The sequence below is a fragment of the Novosphingobium sp. NBM11 genome (assembly GCF_015390225.1).
Taxonomy (GTDB): Bacteria; Pseudomonadota; Alphaproteobacteria; order Sphingomonadales; family Sphingomonadaceae; genus Novosphingobium.
Genome location: NZ_VUOG01000002.1, coordinates 26,712 through 48,369, shown reverse-complemented (window position 1 = coordinate 48,369; position 21,658 = coordinate 26,712). Strand labels below are relative to the sequence as shown.

General features: G+C 64.0%; 22 protein-coding genes and 2 pseudogenes. 13 read left to right on the top strand and 11 right to left on the bottom strand.

The window, feature by feature from the left end; all coding sequences use genetic code 11:
* Positions 1 to 2,457 (top strand): annotated as a pseudogene (gene traA / locus F1640_RS20335) (Ti-type conjugative transfer relaxase TraA); the annotation flags it as partial.
* A gap of 12 nt (positions 2,458 to 2,469) precedes the next feature.
* On the top strand, positions 2,470 to 3,174 hold the full coding sequence (locus tag F1640_RS20330) for a DUF6118 family protein (RefSeq protein WP_194921648.1): 705 nt from the start codon (positions 2,470 to 2,472) through the stop codon (positions 3,172 to 3,174).
* A gap of 279 nt (positions 3,175 to 3,453) precedes the next feature.
* On the opposite strand, the gene F1640_RS25495 is transcribed toward F1640_RS20330, so the two are convergent.
* Both F1640_RS25495 and F1640_RS20325 read right to left on the bottom strand, forming a co-directional pair.
* Positions 3,454 to 3,585: a hypothetical protein gene (locus F1640_RS25495; protein WP_255530636.1), complete on the bottom strand. Its 132-nt coding sequence runs from the start codon at positions 3,583 to 3,585 to the stop codon at positions 3,454 to 3,456.
* 677 nt (positions 3,586 to 4,262) lie between these two features.
* The gene (locus F1640_RS20325) at positions 4,263 to 7,220 is read right to left on the bottom strand and encodes a Tn3 family transposase (RefSeq protein ID WP_026150043.1); all 2,958 of its coding nucleotides are present in this window, start codon (positions 7,218 to 7,220) and stop codon (positions 4,263 to 4,265) included.
* Positions 7,221 to 7,358: 138 nt separating this feature from the next.
* Between F1640_RS20325 and F1640_RS20320 the strand changes: the two genes are divergently transcribed.
* The 5 genes from F1640_RS20320 (at position 7,359) to F1640_RS20300 (ending at position 9,708) form a co-directional block, all read left to right on the top strand.
* Positions 7,359 to 7,934, top strand: a complete 576-nt coding sequence (locus F1640_RS20320; protein WP_026150044.1) for a recombinase family protein — start codon at positions 7,359 to 7,361, stop codon at positions 7,932 to 7,934.
* A 10-nt stretch (positions 7,935 to 7,944) separates the two neighbouring features.
* Positions 7,945 to 8,211 carry a hypothetical protein gene (locus F1640_RS20315; RefSeq protein WP_194921646.1) on the top strand — a complete coding sequence of 89 codons (267 nt, stop codon included), beginning with the start codon at positions 7,945 to 7,947 and terminating at the stop codon, positions 8,209 to 8,211.
* Positions 8,212 to 8,471: 260 nt separating this feature from the next.
* Positions 8,472 to 8,906, top strand: coding sequence for a hypothetical protein (locus F1640_RS20310; RefSeq protein WP_194921643.1), 435 nt, complete (start codon positions 8,472 to 8,474; stop codon positions 8,904 to 8,906).
* A 124-nt stretch (positions 8,907 to 9,030) separates the two neighbouring features.
* Positions 9,031 to 9,324: a hypothetical protein gene (locus F1640_RS20305; RefSeq protein ID WP_194921641.1), complete on the top strand. Its 294-nt coding sequence runs from the start codon at positions 9,031 to 9,033 to the stop codon at positions 9,322 to 9,324.
* 21 nt (positions 9,325 to 9,345) lie between these two features.
* A complete protein-coding gene (locus tag F1640_RS20300; RefSeq protein ID WP_194921640.1) occupies positions 9,346 to 9,708 on the top strand; it encodes a zf-TFIIB domain-containing protein in 363 nt (120 codons plus the stop codon).
* A gap of 26 nt (positions 9,709 to 9,734) precedes the next feature.
* On the opposite strand, the gene F1640_RS20295 is transcribed toward F1640_RS20300, so the two are convergent.
* The gene (locus tag F1640_RS20295) at positions 9,735 to 10,085 is read right to left on the bottom strand and encodes a flagellar hook-basal body complex protein FliE (RefSeq protein WP_309229329.1); all 351 of its coding nucleotides are present in this window, start codon (positions 10,083 to 10,085) and stop codon (positions 9,735 to 9,737) included.
* Between the two features lie 161 nt (positions 10,086 to 10,246).
* Between F1640_RS20295 and F1640_RS20290 the strand changes: the two genes are divergently transcribed.
* Together F1640_RS20290 and F1640_RS20285 are read left to right on the top strand one after the other, a co-directional pair.
* The gene (locus tag F1640_RS20290; RefSeq protein WP_194921638.1) at positions 10,247 to 10,654 is read left to right on the top strand and encodes a hypothetical protein; all 408 of its coding nucleotides are present in this window, start codon (positions 10,247 to 10,249) and stop codon (positions 10,652 to 10,654) included.
* Positions 10,655 to 10,914: 260 nt separating this feature from the next.
* Positions 10,915 to 11,202 carry a hypothetical protein gene (locus F1640_RS20285; RefSeq protein ID WP_206694914.1) on the top strand — a complete coding sequence of 96 codons (288 nt, stop codon included), beginning with the start codon at positions 10,915 to 10,917 and terminating at the stop codon, positions 11,200 to 11,202.
* Between the two features lie 106 nt (positions 11,203 to 11,308).
* On the opposite strand, the gene F1640_RS20280 is transcribed toward F1640_RS20285, so the two are convergent.
* The 3 genes from F1640_RS20280 to F1640_RS20270 form a co-directional block, all read right to left on the bottom strand.
* Positions 11,309 to 11,902: an outer membrane protein gene (locus tag F1640_RS20280; RefSeq protein ID WP_194921636.1), complete on the bottom strand. Its 594-nt coding sequence runs from the start codon at positions 11,900 to 11,902 to the stop codon at positions 11,309 to 11,311.
* Between the two features lie 489 nt (positions 11,903 to 12,391).
* Positions 12,392 to 13,792 (bottom strand): HAMP domain-containing sensor histidine kinase, encoded by a 1,401-nt coding sequence (locus F1640_RS20275; protein ID WP_194921634.1) that lies wholly within the window; start codon positions 13,790 to 13,792, stop codon positions 12,392 to 12,394.
* Positions 13,793 to 13,817: 25 nt separating this feature from the next.
* Positions 13,818 to 14,501 (bottom strand): response regulator transcription factor, encoded by a 684-nt coding sequence (locus F1640_RS20270; protein ID WP_309229330.1) that lies wholly within the window; start codon positions 14,499 to 14,501, stop codon positions 13,818 to 13,820.
* Positions 14,502 to 14,942: 441 nt separating this feature from the next.
* On the opposite strand from F1640_RS20270, the gene F1640_RS20265 reads away from it, so the two are divergent.
* Genes F1640_RS20265 through F1640_RS20250 form a run of 4 tightly spaced genes read left to right on the top strand, consistent with a single transcriptional unit; the run spans position 14,943 to position 17,095 of the window.
* Entirely contained in the window at positions 14,943 to 15,305 is a 363-nt protein-coding gene (locus F1640_RS20265; protein WP_194921629.1) for a hypothetical protein, read from the top strand.
* Positions 15,306 to 15,342: 37 nt separating this feature from the next.
* Positions 15,343 to 15,738: a CopG family transcriptional regulator gene (locus F1640_RS20260; protein ID WP_194921627.1), complete on the top strand. Its 396-nt coding sequence runs from the start codon at positions 15,343 to 15,345 to the stop codon at positions 15,736 to 15,738.
* Positions 15,735 to 16,697 (top strand): tyrosine-type recombinase/integrase, encoded by a 963-nt coding sequence (locus F1640_RS20255; protein ID WP_194921625.1) that lies wholly within the window; start codon positions 15,735 to 15,737, stop codon positions 16,695 to 16,697. Before F1640_RS20260 ends, F1640_RS20255 begins: the two co-directional genes overlap by 4 nt.
* Positions 16,698 to 16,747: 50 nt before the next feature.
* A complete protein-coding gene (locus F1640_RS20250; protein ID WP_194921616.1) occupies positions 16,748 to 17,095 on the top strand; it encodes a hypothetical protein in 348 nt (115 codons plus the stop codon).
* A 26-nt stretch (positions 17,096 to 17,121) separates the two neighbouring features.
* Here the strand turns inward: F1640_RS20250 and F1640_RS20245 are convergent.
* The 5 genes and pseudogenes from F1640_RS20245 to F1640_RS20225 form a co-directional block, all read right to left on the bottom strand.
* Positions 17,122 to 19,615 (bottom strand): annotated as a pseudogene (locus F1640_RS20245) (heavy metal translocating P-type ATPase).
* Between the two features lie 53 nt (positions 19,616 to 19,668).
* Complete coding sequence (locus F1640_RS20240) at positions 19,669 to 19,953, bottom strand: hypothetical protein (RefSeq protein ID WP_309229328.1); 285 nt, start codon at positions 19,951 to 19,953, stop codon at positions 19,669 to 19,671.
* A gap of 234 nt (positions 19,954 to 20,187) precedes the next feature.
* On the bottom strand, positions 20,188 to 20,427 hold the full coding sequence (locus tag F1640_RS20235; protein ID WP_375336206.1) for a zf-TFIIB domain-containing protein: 240 nt from the start codon (positions 20,425 to 20,427) through the stop codon (positions 20,188 to 20,190).
* Positions 20,428 to 20,533: 106 nt separating this feature from the next.
* Entirely contained in the window at positions 20,534 to 21,142 is a 609-nt protein-coding gene (locus F1640_RS20230) for a cation transporter (RefSeq protein WP_194921612.1), read from the bottom strand.
* Positions 21,139 to 21,636, bottom strand: coding sequence for an SRPBCC family protein (locus F1640_RS20225; protein ID WP_194921605.1), 498 nt, complete (start codon positions 21,634 to 21,636; stop codon positions 21,139 to 21,141). Before F1640_RS20225 ends, F1640_RS20230 begins: the two co-directional genes overlap by 4 nt.
* Positions 21,637 to 21,658 lie beyond the last annotated feature (22 nt).

Genomic DNA, 21,658 nt, shown 5'->3' with positions numbered 1-21,658 from the left:
CGGATCGCGCGTGAGAATGGCGAGAAGATTATCGCCAACCCGAATATCGCGCTCGACGCGATCACGCGCCAACAGGCGACGTTCACGCGCCGCGACCTGGCGCAGTTCGCGTTCCGCCATAGCGACGGGAAGGATCAGTTCGACCAGGTGATGAGTGCGGTGAGGACCGCGCCCGAGCTGGTGGCGCTGGGGAAGGACGGACGCGGCGAGGACCGCTTTACCTCCCGCGACATGATCGCGACCGAGCAGCGTTTGGAGCGCGCCGGCGATCGGCTTGCGGAGCGGGGCGGGCATGGTCTCCCGGCAGCATCGCGATCAAGGGGGATGGACGCCGCCGGGAGTGAGGGCCTGGTGCTGGGGGGCCAGCAGGAGGCCGCGCTGGCGCATATAACCGGCGAGAAGGATATTGCCATCGTGGTCGGCTATGCCGGCACCGGCAAATCGGCCATGCTGGGATTCGCCCGCGACGAATGGGAGCGGGCCGGCTACCAGGTGCGCGGCGCGGCGCTGTCGGGGATCGCGGCCGAGGGGCTGGAAGGCGGTTCGGGCATCGCCTCGCGGACGCTCGCCAGCATGGAATATCAATGGGACCAGGGCCGCGAGCTACTAGGCCCGCGCGACGTGCTGATAATCGACGAGGCGGGCATGATCGGCACACGCCAGATGGAGCGCGTGCTGGGCGAGGCTGAGCGGGCTGGGGCTAAGATCGTTCTTGTCGGCGATCCCGAGCAGTTACAGGCGATCGAGGCTGGCGCGGCGTTCCGCAGTCTTGCCGAGCGGCATGGCGCGGCCGAGATCAGCGAGGTTCGCCGGCAGCATGAGGATTGGCAACGGCAAGCGACCAGGGCGCTGGCGACAGGCAGGACCGGCGAGGCCATCCATGCCTATGAGCAGAACGGTATGGGTGCAGGCAGCCGAGACGCGCGATGCTGCGCGCGCCGAGCTGGTGGACCGCTGGGACACGCAGCGCCTCGCCGAGCCGGATCAGACCCGGATGATCCTCACCCACACCAATGCCGAGGTCCGTGACCTGAACCTGGCTGCGCGCGATCGGCTGCGCGGCACGGGCGAGCTGGGCGAGGACGTGCGCATATCGGCCGAGCGGGGCGCGCGCGAGTTCGCCAGCGGCGACCGCATCATGTTCTTCAAGAACGAGCGCGGGCTAGGGGTGAAGAACGGCACGCTGGGCAAGGTTGAGCGCGTGTCGCCCGATCATATGGCGGTGCGGCTCGACGACGGCCGACAGGTTGCGTTCGACCTGAAAGATTATGCCCATGTCGATCACGGCTATGCTGCCACCATTCATAAATCGCAGGGCGTGACGATCGATCGGGCGCATGTGCTGGCGACCCCGGGGATGGACCGCCATTCGGCCTATGTGGCGCTGTCGCGGCATCGGGACGGGGTGCAGCTCCATTACGGCCGAGACGACTTCGCCGATCAGCGCCAGCTCACCCGCACGCTCTCGCGCGAGCGGGCGAAGGATATGGCGTCGGATTATCCGATGGTTCGGGACGCGCAAGCGGAGGTTCGCGCTTTCGCCGATCGGCGCGGATTGTCGGGCGAGATCCGATTGCCGGATGCGCCCGAAAAACGCGGGGTGGAGTTCCTTGGTCCCCCGCGTGGATCTTCGCGCCAGATGGGCGAGGATCCACGCACGGTTCGCGATGCTGGCGACCGCGGCGCTGGCGCGGGACAAGCCGCGGCGGAACGGCAACCGCGGCGGGGCATGTTCCACGGCTTCCGGCCCGCTCCGCAGCGCCCGGTGCCGGAGCCGACGCCGGCAGGCGGGCGCGAGAAGGCGGTCCCCAGGCGGGGCATGTTCGACGGGCTGAAGCTGTCGGCCGCGCCGCTGAAGGGCGCGGAGCGCGCGCCGGTGCCTGCCGATCGCGGCCAGGGCCGCGACTATGCGCGCGCGGTCGAGCGGGCCTCGCGTTCGGCCGAAGCGGTGTTGCAGGTGCGGGCGTCGGGTGCGCCGGTCCTCGAACATCAGAAAGTCGCGTTCGAGCGCGCGACGCAGGCGCTAGACCAGATTAGGCCGGGCGCCTCGCGCGACCTGTCGGCGGCGATGCAGCGCGACCCCGCCTTGATGCGCGAGGCGGCGGCGGGGCGAAGCGGGCCGATGCTCGACGCGATGCGCAGGAGGCGCGCGTGCGTGCCGACCCCAACTTGCGTGCCGATCGGTTCGTGGAACGCTGGCAGGGCCTCAAACAGGAGCGGGACCGCCTCTATCGCACCGGCGACATGGCGGGCCGGGAGAAGGCCGGCAAGGCGATGGCGGGCATGGCGAAAAGCCTTGAGCGCGATCCACAGGTGGAATCGATCCTGCGTGGCCGCACGCGCGAGCTGGGGCTTGAGATCGGCATGAACCGGGGCCGGGAGATAGGCGGCGGCGAGTTGGGCCGCCAGTTGACGCAGGAGCTTGGCATAGGCCGTGATCGCGGCATGAGCCGGTAAGGAGAACCGCATATGGATGAAGAAGACCGGGAGAGTGAGGACGGCGCGGCGCGGGCGTTCGGGCGGCTCACGCGCGAGGTGTCGCTGTTGCGCGCCGCCGTCGAGGGGCTGGCCGCCGCGCGCGAGTCCATCGACATTCCCGATTATGAGCCGACGCTGACGCGCACCGAAAAGGCGCTGGGGGTTCTGACCCAGCAGATCGCCGCCATGCGGAAAAGCCCTGCGCTGTCGATGGACCCGGCGCGTATGGCCGGCGAGATCGCGAGCGCCGCTACGGCTGCGCGTCGCGAGGACCAGCGCCTTATCACGGAGGCACGCGCGGCGCTGGATCAGGCTGTGCGGGAGATCGGAGGCTGGCTTGCATCGGCGCGGCGCGGCGACGAACAGAATCGCTGGCTGTATATTTTTGGTGGCGGCGGCCTGGTGCTGGGGATGCTGTTCTATGCCGTGCTGGCGGGGCCGATCGCGCATCTCGCGCCGGCAAGCTGGCAATGGCCCGAGCGCATGGCGGCCCGCGTGCTGGACGAGCGCAGCCTATGGGATGCGGGGCAGCGGTTGATGCAGACGGCCGCGCCCGAGAGTTGGGGCGCGATCGTCGCGGCCTCGCCGCTCGCCGACGGCAACCGCGAGGCGGTGCAGGCGTGCCGCGAGCAGGCGGCTAAGGCGAAGAAGCCGGTGCGCTGCACGGTCAGGATCGGATCGGAGGGGCGACGGTGAACCATCGGGCATAATGAATGGCGACCGCCTGACCAGAGGGCCACGCTTTGACTCTGCCCCAAGACCTTAGTCCTAGCGGTGACCGCCCTGCAGGTGAAGATCGGCCGAATCATCGGGCGGATAGGCGCGGTGCGGATAGCCTGCATCGCTGTTCGGACGAACGATCGAGGGAGCCTGGTTGCGGTCGAGACCGCCAGGAGGGGTGTCGGACGGGTGGTAAGCGCGGGGCGGGACGGATGAGCCGCCGTAGCCCATGCCGGAATAGTCGTGCCCGCCATCTCAGCTTACGCCACCGTGCGTGCCGTTCCAGCTCACGCCGGTGCCGTGGTGCCCGTTACGCGCGAGCGCGGGCGAAGCCGCCAGCATGGCCGCGGCCAAGCCTGCCAGGGCCAAGATCGACTTCCTGCTCATAAAAGCCTCTCTCTATGGGGTCACCACACGAAAGTGAGTTTTACGTACGCTAGGCGAGAACAGAAAACGAACGGCAAAAAGTGATGGGAAGCGGCCGTTTGCTTATGGCAAGACGTACGCATGATCGACCCGACCCTAGCCGCCGACATCAACGCTGCCTCTGCCTTGGAAGGAACGTTCCGGCTGCGGTCTGGACAGCTATCATCTACATATTTCGACAAATACCGATTTGAAGCTCGGCCTGATCTTCTGAGCAGGGTGGCCGCGGAGATGATCCCATTGATCCCCGCCAACGCAGAAATCCTTGCCGGACTGGAACTTGGGGGTGTGCCCGATAGCAACGGCGTTGTCGCTTGCCACAGGAATGCCCGCCGCGTTCGTTCGGAAAGCACCGAAGGACTACGGCACTTGCCTAGCGGTCGAAGGGGCGACGTTTCAGGCAAGCGCGTGGTGCTCATTGAGGATGTTATCACGACTGGCGGTGCGGTCGCGGACGCTACCCGGCTCGTAACAGAGGCTGGGGGCAACGGTCATAGGTGTAGTCTGTGCGATCTGGCGTGGTGATGGACTTCCCAGGATTGCAGCGTTGCCCGATCTTCCTGTCTCGGCTGCCATGACGATGGATGACCTGCTCGCCTGAATGGGCGCGGGTCGGCAATTCCCATCCCCGGATCATATCACGCGGCAAGAAGTGATGGTGAAATGCGAAGCTGCCTCAGCTGATGCGGTGCCGGCCGATCGTCCCGCTCCCAGCTATAGTCGCCGGTGAGCGCGATATGCTCCCAACCCAGCGGCGCGATATGGCGGGCAATGTCGTCCGACGTGTTCATGTCCGCCAATGCCTGTTCGAGATAGCGGGTGTTCCACAGGATGATCGCGGCGACCAGCAGGTTGAGACCGGAGGCGCGATAGGACTGGTTTTCGAACCGACGGTCGCGCAGCTCGCCGAGCTGGTTGAAGAACAATGCGCGGGCGAGCGCGTTGCGCGCCTCGCCCTTATTCAGCCCGGCCTGGGTTCGCCTGCGCAGATTGATATCCTGCAACCAGTCGAGCATGAAGATCGAGCGTTCGAGCCGCCCGACTTCGCGTAATGCCAGTGCCAGGCCGTTCTGGCGCGGATAGGCGCACAGCTTGCGCAGCATCGCCGAGGCGGTGACGGTCCCGGTCCGGATCGAGGTGGCAAGCCGCAGCAGTTCGTCCCAATGCGCAGCTGCATGGTCGTACGCGATCGGATCGCCGACCATGCCGGCGAGCAACGGCCCCGCCTCCTGCCCGGGCAGGAGATGCAGGCGGCGCTCTTTGATATCGCGTAGGCGGGGCGCGAAGCGGTAGCCGAAGAACGGCATCAGCCCGAACACATGGTCGGACGCGCCGCCCGTATCGGTATAATGCTCTTCGATCGATAGCCCGGTCTGGTGGTACAGCAAGCCATCGAGGACATAGGGTGCTTCGCCTGCGGTCGCGGCGATCACGCGCGAGCCGAAAGGGTCATACTGGTCCGATATATGGGTGTAGAATGACACGCCGGGTTCGTTGCCGTTGCGCGCGTTGATATCGCCGATCGCGGCACCGCGCCCGCCGGCATGAAATTGCTGCCCGTCGCTCGATGAACTGACGCCGGTGCCCCATAATCCAGCGAGCGGCATTGCGCGATGAGCGTCGATCAAGCGCCCCAGCGCCTCGCCATAGGCAGCCTCGCTGATGTGCCAGTCATGCAGATGGGCGAGCTGGCGCAGGCTCGCGCCCCGGCAGCTGTCCGCCATGCGGGTCAGGCCGAGATTGATGCCATCGGCGAGGATCACGGTCAGCAGCGCGTTGCGATCGTCGGCAGGACGGCCCGAGCGCCGGTGTGTGAAACAGTCGCCGAAGCCGGTCCACGCATCGACATCGAGCAGGATGTCCGTGATTTTCACGCGAGGGAGACGATCATAGGCGGTGCGACGCGCGACCTCTGCGGCGGGTGGCGTGATCGCCTTCAGCGGCGAGATCATCAGACCATTTTCATCGAGGCGGACCTGGGGCAGTTCACCTTGCCTGGCCAGTACCGTCACCCGTTCGATCGCGCGGTCCAGGCGCTCACGGCGCTCCCCAATATGTTGATCGAATCCGGACTCGATCGCGAGCGGGAGCGGCCCCTTCTCGCGCAACGCTGCAAAGGTGGCTGGCGGAATGAGATAGCTGTCGAAGTCTCGAAATTGCCGACTGCCTGCCACCCAGATATCGCCGGCCCGCAACCGGTCGCGAAGCTGGGACAGCGCGCAGAGTTCATAGGCTGCGCGATCGACGACGCCGTCGCGGATCACGAAGGGTCGCCAGCCTGCCGACACGAAGCGTAGCGGCACCTTGTCGGGCAGGCGTCGTTTGCCGGTATGGTAGAGATCAGCGATGATGGCGAGCGCATCGAGGATGCCCTGGACCGGTCCGGCACCGCGAAAAGCGAACGCCCGCAGGAATTGACCGGCGAACAGCTTCACCGTGCGATGCCGCTCGATCAGTTCGGCCGTGCGGTCGATCGTCTCGGGGCGGACGAGGACTTCCGCTTGGGCGACAGCGGAGCCGAACCGTTCCCAGTCGAAGGGGCCGATACGCGCAAGGGAGTCGATACCCTTGGCGTGCGCGTCGATCAGCACGCGGCAGCTATTTGTTAGCGTGCGCAAATGCCCCTGCATCTCGCGCACGGTCCTGATCGCCTTGTCGCGCGTCCGGTTTTCTGCGCGGCGCACCATGCTGCCAAGCAGCTTGTCGAACATGGTGAGCGCGGCGTCAGTCAGGCTTTCCTCGAGCCGGATGGCTGCGGTCGCGAGCGTCGCGTGGCGGCGCATGGCCGCCAGCTCGCCGAGATGTTGCGGCGTGATCCGCACTGCCTCGTCGGCCAGTCGATCGAAGGTTGCCGACGGTATCATGGTGGCGCGCGCCGGGTCGAGGTCGAGCGTGCGGACATGATCGAGCCGTTCAAGCAACCGCAGGATGCTGCGCGGCGCCGGCGATTGCGGGGCATTGCGCAGCCAGGCCAGCCATGTTGTCCCCTGATCCGATCGCCGGGTCAGCAAGGCGTCCAGCGCCGTCAGCTTTTCCGGCTCGATGCCGTTGGTCAGGATTGCATGGGTGAGTTGTTCGGCCTGTTGGCGCGCGTGTCTGACGATCGCCTCGATGACAGCCGATGGTGGCAGTAGCACCCGCCGTCGGCGCAACTCGTCGATCACGGTGCCAGCGAGCAGGAGAGGCTGGGCGGCAGTCTGCGCGACCGGCATCGCGAACGCCACGATCGCGCGAAAGTGGTTCCGGTCGAAAGCGGTATAGCCGAGCCGCTGCATGAGATCGGCGAGATGTGCGCGCCGGGTTTCATCGCGACGGGCGTAATCGTCGAACGCCGTTGTCGGCACGTCGATCTGATCGGCGACAAAGGCGAGGATGGCACCGGGCGGCCTCTCTCCCGCCTCCAACACTCGGCCTGGCCAACGCATGTAGAGCAGCAGCAGTGCGAACCCGAGCCGGCTCGACGCTCCCCGGCGTTCGCCGACAAGATCGAGATCCTCACGGCTGAGGGTGAAGTAACGGGCGATTTCCCGTTCTTCGGTCGGCGGATCGTAATGCGGGGCGAGCGCCTCGCGTGTCAGCAACCGCCGCCTTGCCATGTGCCACGACCTTTCTCGCTCTGTCCGTCAGACGGTCCTCTGGCGGCCAGCATGAATATGTCCGTCAACTCTGGACCCGTGATGGCGATTCGGACAAGAATGCAAATCGATGGGAAAACGGACAGATTGGGACCGGCTGTGGCGCTGATTGGCTATGCGCGAGTATCGACCGGCGACCAGAAGCTGGCGCTCCAGCACGACGCGCTGAACGCGGCCGGTTGCGAGCGGACGTTCAACGACCATGCGTCCGGCGCAAAGACCGATCGGCCAGGCTTGGCCGAGGCACTGGCCTATCTGCGCGCTGGCGACACACTGGTCGTGTGGAAGCTCGATCGTCTTGGCCGCTCGATGAGCCACCTGATCGAGAAGGTTGGCGAACTCGCCGCGCGCGGCGTCGGCTTCCGCTCGCTTACCGAGCAGATCGACACCACCACGTCAGGCGGCATGCTGGTGTTCAACATCTTCGGCTCGCTTGCCCAGTTCGAGCGCGATCTAATCCGCGAGCGCACCAACGCCGGATTGAAGGCTGCACGGGAACGAGGGAGCCTTGGCGGTCGACGTCCGGTCATCACGCCTGACAAATTGCGCAAGGCGCGCGATCATATCGCGGCAGGGCTGACTGTCCGCGAGGCGGCCACGCGCCTCAAGGTTGGCAAAACCGCGCTCTACAAGGCTCTCGAAGGCACCACTGCCAAGACCGCAGTCAAAGTATGAGGAAAGAGTGATGAACGAACGCGATCCCAACATCGTTACCTCGAGCCTGTCTGGTATCGTCACCGAGCAGGGCGTCACCGTGAGAGTGAACATCATTCGGTTGGAAAATGAGCCGAACTGGTCGCTCGAAGTCGAAAACGAGTATGGAACGTCTACGGTCTGGGACAACCTGTTCGCGACTGATGATGCCGCGCATGCCGCTTTTCGTCAGACCGTCGATGAAGAAGGTATGCGCGCCTTCCTCGACCAGGCTGTCGTCATACCCTTCCGACGTTAGCACCGTCAGTGTTCGCCGTTCGTTCGATCCTAGCGTACGTAAACTTCACTTTCGTGCAGTGACCCCTCTATGCTCGCCGCCAACAACGAGTAGGAACAATCCTATGACATCCGCTTGAATAGGCCGTGAATGCGGCGAAGCGCATCTACGGCAAGAAAAGCTGGATGTAGGAACAAATCTTCTCTCCTTGGCGCGGGAAGGCGCGTAGTGTTAGCCTAAAAACAAACTGAGCGGATTTCTGCATCGGCAAGGAGAGAAGTATGCCGTCCCAGACATTGAAGCTGATCGGCTTGGCGGCTGTTCCGATGGCGCTGCTCGCAGGATGCACGACCGCGCAATATGCGCCCCGCTACTCTTATTACCGGGTTCCCTGCACCATGCCGGGCGCGATCCCCGCCCAGCCGATCGGCGTTGAAGCCGATCCCGCATCGCCGTCCGCGCCGCCAGCACGGTCCGGCGCGCCCGCCGACCCCGCGACGGCGGAGCCGACTTGCGTGGTGGCCGTGTCCGATGCGTCCTACAGTCGTGGGTATAGTCCCTATTATCCGGGCGGCTATTATGGCCGGCCCTATTATGGGTCGATCGGTGTAGGGTTTGGCCTGGGAGCAACCAGACATCACGGCTTCGGCGGCGGGCATTTTCGCGGGAGCCATTTTGGTGGCGGACACGGTGGAGGGCATGGGGGCCATCACTGAGGCCCTGGCTTGTCGAACCAACATGCACAGGTGCTGCCGATCTCATTCCCGCCGCGTTCATTGCGTGCGGCTTAGAACCTCCCTCCAGGCGTGACGATCCGTCACTCTTTCGAGGAGATGATCCATGAAACGGTTTCCTCATCGTTGCGGCTGCCGTGCTGGCGAGGGCTGTTCCAGGAGCGGCGATGGTGCAGGCTGGCGGCGGCTACGCGGGTTATGGCGGTTTTCAGGACCGGGCGGCTATCGCTATAACGATCACTATGGCGACTCCTATTATCGCGATGACGATCGGCGCGACTACCGCTACAATAACTGCCGTGCTCGCGAGGAGCGGCGCGAGCGTTTCGCCCGGCGTGGCGACTACGGCCATTACATGGGCCCCGCCATCGAGCGTTCCATGCTGATCGCCGGCCGCTAAACTTTGCACGAGGAAAATATCATGACAGACTTGTCCGAATCTGCCCCCGCACCGCAACGCGTGCAGGGTCTGCTTTGTCCGGTGTGCCGGGTGGACCTCGTGCTTGCCGACCGGCAGGGAATCGAGATCGATTATTGTCCGCAGTGCCGGGGCGTCTGGCTCGATCGCGGCGAGCTCGACAAGATTATCGAGCGCAATGCTGCCTATGAGGCATCCGCAGCACCGTCACAGGGCGGCACAAATTATGTTGCCCCCGGCCCCACCGATGTCCAGCCCGCGCCCTGGGGCTATGGCGAAGGGCGCCATGGCGGGGACCATCACGGTGGCGGGCACCATGGAGGATATCGGCGTGGCGGGTTCCTCGGGGGGCTGTTCCGGCACTGATCGCCGGGGCCGTTCTTCCCACCGGCTCAAATCGCCATATCCATGATGTATTTGTAGGCGGATAGAAGTTTGTTGTGGATTTGTAGCGTGGCCTTGATGTTGACGGAAGCGCGCTGCTGGATCAGCGCGACCGTCGCGATGTCGGTCGTATCGACCCCGCTCGTAGGATTCGGTGGCGACTCCCCTTGTTCCTGAAGGCTATTCACCTTCTGGATCGCGTCCTCGGTGTCCCGGTCGGTTGGACGCCTCGAAGCCCGTTGGTGGTGGGCGCAACGCTTGCGGTTTCGCGAAGCGCGGCGTTGCGCTGGAGAATCACGCTTCGAAGCGTCAGCACGTCCGTCGGCCGCGCGCCAGCGTTCGCGGCAGGCGTCACTCAAGGCTCTCCCAAGTTCCCGCTCGTGTATGACAATGATGTAACCGCCGATGTAGGCTGGCTTTAGCCTTGCAAGTCATATCCCCAGCGGTCGGTAAAGCCCTAGAAAGGCGAACGGTGATTTACATATCAGTTTGCGGTCGCAGAGGGTTGGAGGGCCTCAGCGTGGCCGAGAAGATCGTCCTGGTCGCGCTGCGGCTCTGGAAAATGCGTCGCGCGGAAAGGCTGGCCACGCTTCCCGAACTTCACCAGCGGTTGGCTCCTCTCGGGGGTGCCATGCTGGCGGTTCCACTCGACGATTTCTTCAAGCAGATCACGGCGTGGCGCAAATGCCCCCACAAATCGAATATTCGTTATTCGGACCAGCTGACGTGCGACGAAGTTGCTACGCTCGACCTGCTTCAAGCGGCCGATGTCCGCTTTGCTGAAATGCCCCAAATGGGTCCAAAGTGGGACCTCACCCAGATGCTAGTGCTCTCCGCGTGGATCCTGCGTAGGCTGTTCACCACTGAGCTTGGGCTTCATTTCGGAGCTTGGGCGAGACTTCAATCTCGTCATGGGTCCGACGCATGAGATGAGGATGAACGCCACTAGCGGCTTCGCCGCAGCGCTTCGAGCATATCAAATTTCCTACAGCTATTGAGGATCCATCCCGATCTTGCACATCAACAAGGGAGACAGACATGGGCGGACACAGGCGCTATGGCCGCTCGCCACGGAGTAATCCCGGCGAGCACAGTTCCCTTCACGGGGGGCCAACGGGCAGGCCACCAGCCTACTACCCCGAAGAGAGAGTTTCGAGGCCGATCTCGTGGATCGTTGTCCTCGTCAGCTTGGCGATCTGGTCGCTGCTCGCTTGGACCGGCTACGCGCTGGTCGATCCCGTCCTCGGCTGGGTGGCCGCGAATGCCGGTCTTGTGCTCGCGACAGGAGTCGGCAAGGAGGCGGCCAGCGTGGCGCAGAGCATAAACGCCAGCGGCTTTCTTGGTCAGGCCACCGTCTTCCTGCAAGCAGTCTTGAAGCCGCTTATCATCGTCGTTTGGGCGATCGGCGCCCTCGGTCTCCTCGTTGTACCTCGCTTGCTGCCAAAGCTCGTTGGACGCATTGTGCATCGGCGCTGATTATTGGCACCGTAATCTGCCGGCGGTATGGCTCTTCGATATCCGGCAGGGAGCAAGGCGACCCATAAAGGGAAAAGGAGCCACTTCGATGCCCGCCGACTTTCACTTAGGGGTTAAGTCGTACTCCGAACCCTAGCATCGCCCGCTGACGAGCGGTGTGGTCATTGTATTGAGAGTATTTGTACGCCGCGTTGACGTAGTACCTGTCGGTGAGGGAGTATTCCACGCCTCCGCCGATCTGGTAGCCGTCCGTACGATAGTGGTCATAGAAGGATGTCTGGCCGCGCGGTACCGAGAACCGCTTGCGCTGTTCATTGTTGACGTAGCCTCCGGAGACATAAGCCAGTATGTTCGGCCTCACCAACACGCCCGCGCGGACGGAAGCGCCCAGTTCGTTGAACGACTTGGTGCAGATGGTGCCGCCAATCGCGCCTGATGTGCAGTTTTCAGTCCACTTGTTCCCTCGCCAATAGCTTCCTTCGGCACCAATGACGAATCGGTCGTTGATGACACCGTCAAAGCCTCCAGCGCCGCCATAGCCGAGCTTGTTCCGATGAGTGCCCTGAGACTGAAAGCGATCTAGACCCACCTGTCCTTCAACTCGGAAGCCTCGAAAACTCGTTGTCACCTGCGCTTGCGCGGATTGAGCGGCCAACGCCAAGGACACGGCCGTTAACAGGCCGGTTACGCCATTTCTCACAATCAAATCTCCAAGATGACACTGTGCAATATTGCTGCGGTGGGGCGGGTGCCCGCCGACCGCCCCTGCATTGCCGCGCGGGCTTCTAAAGTCATATTATGAACGGTTCGGCCCTGTGCCGACAGGCGAGCGATGGCGCCGCCCTGATCCGCTCGCCGACACCGCCGACTTACTTCAACCTTTTGCCGCTCCCACGCGCGGAGGTCGACTCTGCATGTGCTGCGGACGAGTGCCCGTGCGCCTCTTCCGCATGCTTCGCAGCCATGGCGTGATTGCCTCTCTTTTGGTGTTCCGCAGCGGCGCGATGCGACTTCGCCGCCTTCTCGTGGTGATCGGCAGCGCCTGCATGAGAGCTCGTTCCCATTTCAATTCCTTGTTCCAGAGGAGATTAATGGCACCGCCCATGGAGCGGCGTTGTTGTCGTGCTGCGGAAATAGAGAAGGAGCGACGTTGGTGTCCGTTGCCCTTCAGTTGAACCGCTCGACTCCACTACCGCGAGATTGATGCATCCCCATGCCGCAATAGTGACAAATGTGTAATCTCCGGCCCTAAGCAGCGCTTCGGCGTTGCTCCCGAAGGCAGGCGTATCGACGCATTCAATCCGGGATGGTTGTCTTCAAGTGCGAGCGCACCGCCATGGGCCCGCGCGACGGCGGCGACGATCGACAGGCCCAGCCCACTGCCCTCCGTGGATCGACTTGCATCCAACCGGACGAGCCGCTCAATGGCTCGGCTGCGGTCGCCCGCCGCAATGCCGGGTCCTGCGTCAGAAACCTTTATTTCCGCTTCCGCTCTGGAGTGGCCAGTCGTAACCTTGATCGAGCTATCCGCGGCATGTTTCATCGCGTTGTCGATCAGGTTGCAGACTGCCTGCACAAGCAAGGAGCGAGCGCCGCGCGTCGTCGCCGGCCGGAGGTCGGCAATCAGGTGGCGACCAGCCGCTTCGATAACAGGCTCGTAGAGCTCAAGGGCCTCGCGCGCGATATCGGCGAGGTCGAGCGGCTCAAGCATGTTCGCCGTGAGTGCGTCAACGTGCGCCAAGGCAAGGAGGTCGTTGATGAGTTTGAGTAGCGCGTCGACGTCGCGTGTGGTGGCGACAAGGAATTGCTCATCCGCCGGGGTTTGCCGCAGCAGCGCAAGCTCGGCCCGAACCTTCATCCGCGTAAGTGGCGTCTTCAGATCGTGTGCCAGCCCGTCCGTAGCTGCGCGCAAACTGTCAATCATGCGTTCCACCTCCTCGAAGCAGGCGTTCACTACCTGAGCAAGGTGATCGTATTGATCACCGCGACCCGTAACGGGGAGGCGTTCGTCAAGCCGTCCGGCTAGGAAGCGCTCCCCCGCCTCGGCAGTATGCTCAACAAACCGCAGCGCACGTCGGCTAATCCACCATCCGAGGGCAAGGCCGATCAGTGCGGTCGCGGCGATCGACCACCCGAGCGTTTCAAGATATCGTACGCCAAGTTGATCGCGGCCATCGGCAAGGTGCCCGACCAGCAGTCGGTTGCCCGAACCCAGCGACACGACCTCCGCCTCGACCCGCCTCACGCGCAGCGTTGGACCACTGCGGAACGGTATATTGAGGATTTGCCATCCTTGGCGCTGCGCTGCGCTTGGCCATCGATCGAGATCGCCCGCAACGATTCGGCCGCTCGCGGTTCCAATTAGATAGATATAATCGCGCGCATCGGCTGGAGGCTGGGGCCGGGCTATGAACTGCGCGAGTTCCTCTAGCCCTCCCGAGCGATAGCGCTCCATCAGGCCGGCAACCTCGGCCTGGACCATATGCCTGGACTCGGCTTCGAGAACACTGAAGGTTCGGACATATTGCAGCGTGAGCGCGGTAGCAGTGGCCAGCAGCACAGCGAGCGTGACCCATAGCGCACCACGCATCGTTGCCGCTGATGTTCGCGGCGGCCTAGCGAGTATCAAGTCGATAGCCGGCGCCGCGAACCGTATGCAGCAAAGGAGCCTCGCCTTCAGCTTCGAGCTTCGCACGCAAGCGGCTGATATGGACATCGACCAGATTGGTGCCGGGATCGAAGCTGTAGTCCCAGGCGGCTTCGATAAGCATAGTACGCGTTACAACCTGCCCGACATGGCGAAGGAAATAGTCGAGCAGTTGGAACTCCTTGTTGGAAAACTCGATGCGCCGATCGCCCCGCCGACCGGCGCGCGTGAGCAGATCGAGTTCGAGGTCCGCAATCCGTCGCACGTGCGGCGTGACTGTGGTTCCCTCTGCGCGCCGAATGATCGCCGTCAGCCTTGCGATGAGCTCGTTGAAGGAGAAGGGCTTCGTCAGATAGTCGTCTCCGCCAGCGTTCAATCCGCTGATGCGATCCTCGACCTGGCCGAGCGCACTGAGGATCAGGACGGGAGTTCGCAGCGATTGAGCGCGTAGTGCCTGCAGGACGGAAAGCCCATCGAGGTGAGGCAGGTTGCGATCGAGGATGATCGCATCGTATTTCTTGGTTAGCCCGGCTGTAAGCCCGTCGATGCCATTGCTCGCAAGATCGCAAGCGTGCCCGAGCTCGGCAAGACCCTGGCAGACATAGCCGGCAGTCGGTTCATCGTCTTCAACGAGAAGTAATTTCATCGGCACCAATCCACACTGAATTTGCTCCGACCGCCGGATGAGGGTGCCAGCGGCCGGAGCGTCAGCCTTAGGCAAGGTGCCTGCTCCAGGGCCAGGAATATCGGTCTGCCCAGGGGTAAGCGTGCCGTACTGGCCTTGGAAGCATGTTGGTTGCCGCTCCCGAGCGGCAGTCGTTCAAGTGATCACCTCCTTTAGGCTGACGCGAACCGATCTGGCCCGCTGTTGAAGCTGTGGCACGGCTAGCTGCCACCTCTTTGAAGCAGAGATTACAATCGCTTCATAATAAAGTGGTTTGGTTCACTACGCCACGCGGACCCATCGATAGGGGCATCCAGTTGGCTCTAGTTGCCCTTGCCTTCGGGCGGCTGATCGCCCTGCCCCGGATTCACATGCCGTTCTATGTGTGATAATGTCCTTTATCACACATTCAAAAGGACCATGATCGCCATGTCCGAGACGGCCCCGACACCCCCGCAGCGCCGTCCCGTCATCCGGCACGTCAGCTTCGATGAGGTCGGCGAGGCGATCGGCCGCTTGCTCGCCATCGCCATGCCGTCCACGCGCGCGGCCGAGACGGGCGCATCGGGCAAGGTCGCGGATTTCCTCCTGGCCTGGTGGAACGGCGACGAGTGCGGCCATTTCCCGATCATCCACTTGTGCAACGTCGATGCCGTCATTGCCGAGGATATGCTGACGATCATGGCCTATCTGGCGCAGGAGGCGACCACCTACGCCGACGCCTGGGGCTACCGCGACGCGATGGGCGACCTTTGGGTGCGCTATCGCGGCGACCCCGCCGAGAGCGTTTAAACGCCCCCGAAGATCCACCGCAGAAAAGGATGCCGGCATGATCGAAAATGAGGACGAGGCTTTTGCCGACAACTACGCCGAGCGCGACCAGGCCAAGGCGCTGCGCGAGCAGGCGCGCGCGGGCGGCCTGCGCTTCGAGGCGTATCTACCCGGCAGCATGGCCGACTGGCTGCTAGAGCGGGTCGAGCAGGGCCATTTCGTCGATCCGTCCGAGGCGGTGTTCGCGATCGTCAAGAACTTCATCGACATCGAGCCGCACCGCGATTTGCGCGACGAGCTGCTACGCCGGATTTTGGACGAGTCGGTCGGGCGCGGGCTTGAGGACGTGAAGGCGGGCCGCACCCGGCCCGCCGATGAGGTGTTTGACGAATTGTGCCGGGAGCTGGCGAAGCCCCGCCCCGAGCCGGCCTGCTGGCAGAAGATCGCACGATGAACCAGCTCGCGCCCCTGCCCTCGCCGGCGCTGGCGTTGCCGGCCTTGATCGCGGCGGCCGACGAGCACGTGCGGCTGCGCTTCCTTGAGTTCTTCGCCGTCACCATCCGCAATCCGCATACGCGCCGCGCCTATGCGCGCGCGGCCGGCGACTTCCTGGCCTGGTGCGAGGCGCGCGGCGTCGCCTCGCTTGAGGTCGTGCAACCGCTCCACGTTGCGGCCTGGGTCGAGGCGCTGGGGCGCGAGCTGGCCGCGCCCAGCGTCAAGCAGCAGCTCGCCGGCGTGCGCCACCTGTTCGACTGGCTGGTGACGGGCCATATCGTGCCGGTGAACCCTGCCGGATCGGTGCGCGGGCCGGCGCATAGCCAGCGGCGCGGCAAGACGCCGGTGCTGGCCCCCGACGAGGCGCGGCGGTTGCTCGACAGCATCGACGTGACCACCCATGCGGGCCTGCGCGACCGCGCCCTGATCGGGTTGATGGTCTATAGCTTCGCGCGGATCGGCGCGGCGCTGGCGATGCGGGTCGAGGACGTATTCATGCAGAACAGGCGGCTATGGGTCCGCCTGCATGAGAAAGGCGGCAAGCGCCACGAAATGCCCTGCCATCACAATCTAGAGGATTATCTGACCGCCTATATCGACGGCTGCGGCTTGCGCGAGGATCGCAAGGGGCCGCTGTTCCGCACGATCGCGCGCGGCACTAAGCGACTAAGCGATACCCCCCTGCCCCAAGCCAATGCCTTTGCGATGGTGCGCCGGCGCGCAGGCGCGGCCGAGATCGGGACGGCGATCGGCAACCATTCGTTCCGCGCGACCGGGATCACCACCTATTTGAAGAACGGCGGCACCTTGGAGGCGGCCGCGACGATGGCGAACCACAGCTCGACGCGCACTACCCAGCTCTACGATCGGCGGCCTGATGATGTGACCCTCGACGAGGTGGAGCGAGTGTTGATCTAACCATGGCCATTAACTTGATGCTAACACTGAGCGAGCCGATATAGTTCGCTATGGCGCGACCCGAATCATTGGCCGTCGCATTGGGGGCCGCTTTGCTCGCGATCGGTGCGGCCGCACCGATCGCGGCGCAGTCGAGAGATCAGGTGCGCGTCGTCACCACGACGGATGGCCGCACCGTTTATGTCGTGCCGGCGCAGCCGGGGGCCGTTCGCACGAAAAGGCCCCGGGTGCGCACCATCGTTACGCCGGACCATGGCACGGTTTACGTGGTAGAAGAGCAGCCGAAGGACACCCGCACGCCGAGGCAGCGTTGCGTGGATGAAGAAGTCGCGAACGCAGGCGGTTCCCCCTCTTCCCTCGCTATATCGTCAATCGACCTCAAGTGCAGCCAGCGGTAGCAGCCTCGCCTTGGCATGGAAGTGGGCTATGCCCGATCGCGATAGGCAAGCAGCCGAAGGGCGTTGAACACCACCAGCAGCGTCGATCCTTCGTGCATCGCGACCGCAGGACCGATACCGAGGCCCAGGATTGTCGCAGGCACGAGGAAGGCGACCACGCCGAGGCTCACAAACACGTTCTGGCGGATCACCCAACGCGTGCTCCGACTTAGCCCGACCGCGAACGGGAGATGCGCGAGATCGTCAGCCATCAGGGCGACGTCGGCGGTTTCGAGCGCGACGTCGGACCCAGCGGCCCCCATGGCGATACCGACCGTCGCCGTCGCCATAGCGGGGGCGTCGTTGACGCCATCGCCGACCATGGCGACCTTGGTCTCGGCGCGGAGCTTCTTGATCGCCTCAACCTTGTCTTCCGGCATGAGATCACCCCATGCCTCATCAAGGCCGACTTCCCTGGCAATCGCATCGGCGGCGCGCTGATGATCGCCTGAGATCATAATCATGCGCTTGATGCCGATCGCCCGTAGCTTGTTGAGCGCGTCCCGCGCCGCCTCGCGCGGGGTATCGAGCAGGCCGATCGCGCCCAGGTCTTTGCCGTCGCGGCGGACGACCATGCTCGTTTGCCCGGCCTCGCGCAGCTTTTCGATCGCGGCCGTCATTTCGGTTGAGAGCGGTGCGATGCCGTCAGCGCCAAACATTTCGGCCTTGCCGATCAGAACTTCATCCTCCCCGACGACGGCCGACACGCCGCGACCCGTCAAACTCTTGAGGTCGTCGGCTTTCGGCACCGCCTGGTCCCCGATATGGTCGCGGCCATCGCGGGCGATGGCTTGCGCCAGCGGATGATCGCTCAGGGATTCGACGGCGACGGCCACCGTCATGAGGTCTTCCTTGCTCACGCCCGCCGCCGGGATGATCTCCTGTATGCGTGGCTCGCCCTTGGTGAGCGTGCCAGTCTTGTCGAACGCGATGGCGTCGAGTGAGCCGAGCAGTTCAAGCGGCGCACCGCCCTTCACGAGGACGCCGCCCCGCGCGGCGCGGGCGACGCCCGAGAGGACCGCGCTGGGGGTGGCGATGGCGAGCGCGCAGGGGCTTGCGGCGACCAGCACGGCCATGGCGCGATAGAAGCTGTCGCGGAACGGCTCGTCGACCACGACCCAGGCAAACAGCAGCAAGAAGGCGAGCGCCAGGACCGCCGGCACGAAGAACCTCTCAAATCGGTCCGTGAAGCGCTGCGTCGGCGACTTCTGCGTTTCGGCCTCACTCACCAGCTTCACCACCTTGGCAAGCGTGCTTTCGGTGGACAGGCGGGTCACTTCGATCTCGATCAGGCCACTGCCATTAATCGTGCCGGCGAATACGCGGCTTGCCGCATCGACGCGATCGGGGTTCTGGCGGGAAGCCGCATCGTCCTGCACGGGCCGCTTATCGACCGGCATGCTCTCGCCCGTGACCGGGGCCTGGTTGATCGCCGTGATGCCCTTGACGATGAAGCCATCGGCCGCGACCCGTTCGTCGGGCTTCACGATGACGACATCGCCGAGCTTCAGATCCTCGACCGGAACTTCGCTGGTGCCACCATCGGGACGCCCGCACCATGGCGGTGCGCGGCGCCAGTTCAGCCAGCGCCTCGATCGCGCGCTTGGCGCGGCCCATGGCATAGTGTTCGAGGGCATGGCCGAGGCTGAACAGGAACAGCAGCAGCGCGCCTTCCGCCCATGCCCCCAGCGCCGCAGCGCCGGCGGCAGCGACGAGCATCAATGTGTCGATCTCGAACCGCTTGAGGCGGAGATTGTCGATCGCCTCGCGCACCGTGTAGAAGCCGCCGAACACATAGGCGGCGAGGTAGAGCGCGAGCGGCAACCACGAAGGCGCGCCAGCAACCAGCTTCTCGATTGCGAAGCCGAGGCCGAGCGTAGCGCCGCAGGCCAGCGCGAAGATCAATTCGGTATTCGGCCCTAGCAATCCGCCATGGGCGTGATCGTGACCGTCACCGGGGCGATGCTTCTTTTCGCTGGCCTTATGGCCTGCTGGTCCATGATCGTGACCGGCGTGTTCGTCGGCCGCAATCCGCTTCCCGAGACCGACGTTGAGCTTACCTAAAGCGTCGCGGATATCCTGTTCCGTCGTCTCGCGCCGATCATATTCAACTCTAATCGATCCGCTCGTGCTGGCGCTCGCCTGCACGACGCCCTTCATGGCGCTGAGCGCTTCGCTCACTGTGCGGGCGCGGCGCTCGTGATTGATCCCCTTGGCCTGCCAGATGGCATGACCGAAGCGCTCGGTGATTTCGGCCCCCGCCGCCCGCACCATGTCGCGCACCCGCGACAGGGGCAGCTTCCCCGCATCGAAGTGAATACAAAGCGCCGCCGGATCATCGCCATCAATGGTAATGACGTGAGCGCGCTCGACCCCATCGCGAGAGACCAGCGTGGAGACGAGGCGATCAAGGCAGGCGTCGGCCGCGTCGGGCAGATCGGGAAGGATAACCGGGATGTCGAGTTTGAGCTTGTCGTTCATGGCGTTTTCCCTTCGCGAGGGCGATTTCGTGGTCAGGCGGGCGGGAGTGGCTATCAGGGGGGCGCGGACCTGGATGGCACCCTCTTGCAAGCCAGAGGGCGCGCGCCGGGGCGCATAAGCGTGATCCGGTCCCCGCCCGAGATCGTCACGTTGAGATTGTGGCCGACATAGGTCAGCCCGCTTGCCGGCGCGGTTACTCGCACAGGGACAGCATTTGGAATTGTCTTGATGTCGAGGGTAAGGCCATCGCCAAGAAAATCGACATCGAGGCGCGAACCATCGGGGCAGGCATAGAAATGCTCGCCGATGAAATAGGGCAATTGTCGATCGCGAGACACGTCGCTGTTACTGTCGCTCGGCGACGGCGAGCAGCCGAGCAGGCCCGGCGCCAGGGCAAGCCCGATTGCGAGGATAATCCATCGAACCGGGCCGCTCTTTGGTCGCCGAGCCGCCATTCCCCTCCTTTTCCACGATCGTTCGCCATGGGCGTTTAAGGGGACACGCCCATGGCGCGGGCCGTTCTCACACGGACACCCGAAGGACTCGTTGTGCGGCGGCCGATCCACAGGAGTTCAGTCGAACAGTTCGCGCAGAAAGCCCTTGCGACGACCATGATGGCCCCGCTCATATCCGTGCTTGCCGCCTTGATCGCCATGGCTGCGCTCGCCGAACACGCCGAGGCGGCCACTTGTCGGCCTTGCGGCATCGTCGGTGACGCTGCGCTCTATGATCTTGTCGAGTTCGCCGCGATCAAGCCAGACACCACGACACTGTGGGCAATAGTCTATTTCGATGCCTTGGCGCTCGCTCATTACAAGATCGACCCGGCACGTCGGGCACAACAGCCCTTGGTGTTTCTGGTTTTCTGCCATGGCAGTATCCTTTCACTTGGATCAGCATAAAAACTAACGATCAGGGTTACGCTTTCGTCTCTTTGACTTGGCGACTCTCGTTCCACGCATCGCGTAAAATCTCGACGCCGCCCTTGATGGCAATGATCGCGGTGAGAAACCCGACCAGCAGATCGGGCCAGTTCGAACCGAGCCACCAGACCAGCAAGCCGGCGATCAAAATCCCGCCATTCGAAATGAAGTCGTTGAAGCTGAAGGTGGTCGCGGCGCGCAGGTTGACGTCGGGCTTCCGCAGCCGTTGCAGCAGCCTGAGACAGATGAAATTGACCACGGCCGCGACCGCCGACATCGCCATCATCGTGACGCCGATCGGCTCGCTCCCTTGAAGGTATCGCCGCCCGACATCGAGCAGGATGCCGCCGGCGAAAATCAGCAGCATGACGCCTGATACGGTCGCGGCGCGGGTCTTCCATTTTGCGCCTCGACTCAACGCGATCAGGCTCAACGCATAGACTGCGGCGTCCGAGAGGTTGTCGAGGCCATTGGCGAGCAGTGCGCTCGAATCGCCGCTGATGCCGGCCACAAGGAAGGCCAGCGCGATCACAGCGTTGAGGATCAGGACAATCCACAGCGTGCGCCGCTCCGTATCCGCGCCCGAGGATGCAGGATCAGTCATGGCCGGCCTTTCGGAACGAGCTGTGCTTTGCGGACCCGCCGGCGATGGCGGTTGACCGGGAAGCCGCTTCCCCGCACTTCCTTGGTGAGATAGCGGATCAGCGCCGCATCCTGCGCCCGCATGGCGCTGCGCAAGCCGCGCCGGACGACATAGCCGAGCGGACTCAGCACCCCTTCCACCGCGATCATATGGCGAACCTGCGTCTGTTCGCCGGCCCCGTCGAACACATATTCTTCATGCAGGGCGAGCACCCCGCCGAGGCCCGTTCGCCACGCGAGCCGGTGAGCCCGCTCATAGGCTATGATCCTGGCATCGGCCCTCAGCGGCAGCTCGCCTTTGAGCAGGCCGAATGTCAGGCCCACGGTCGCATCGGGCGCGGCGGTCCCACGAAAGCGATAGCTGGGGTGCCATAGTGCGAACGCCGCCAGATCGACGATGTGTGTCCAGGCCCGGATGGGCGTGATGGACAGGGCGAAGGAGGTTGTTTCCTTCATGGCCGGTTTGCCCTTCGCTGGG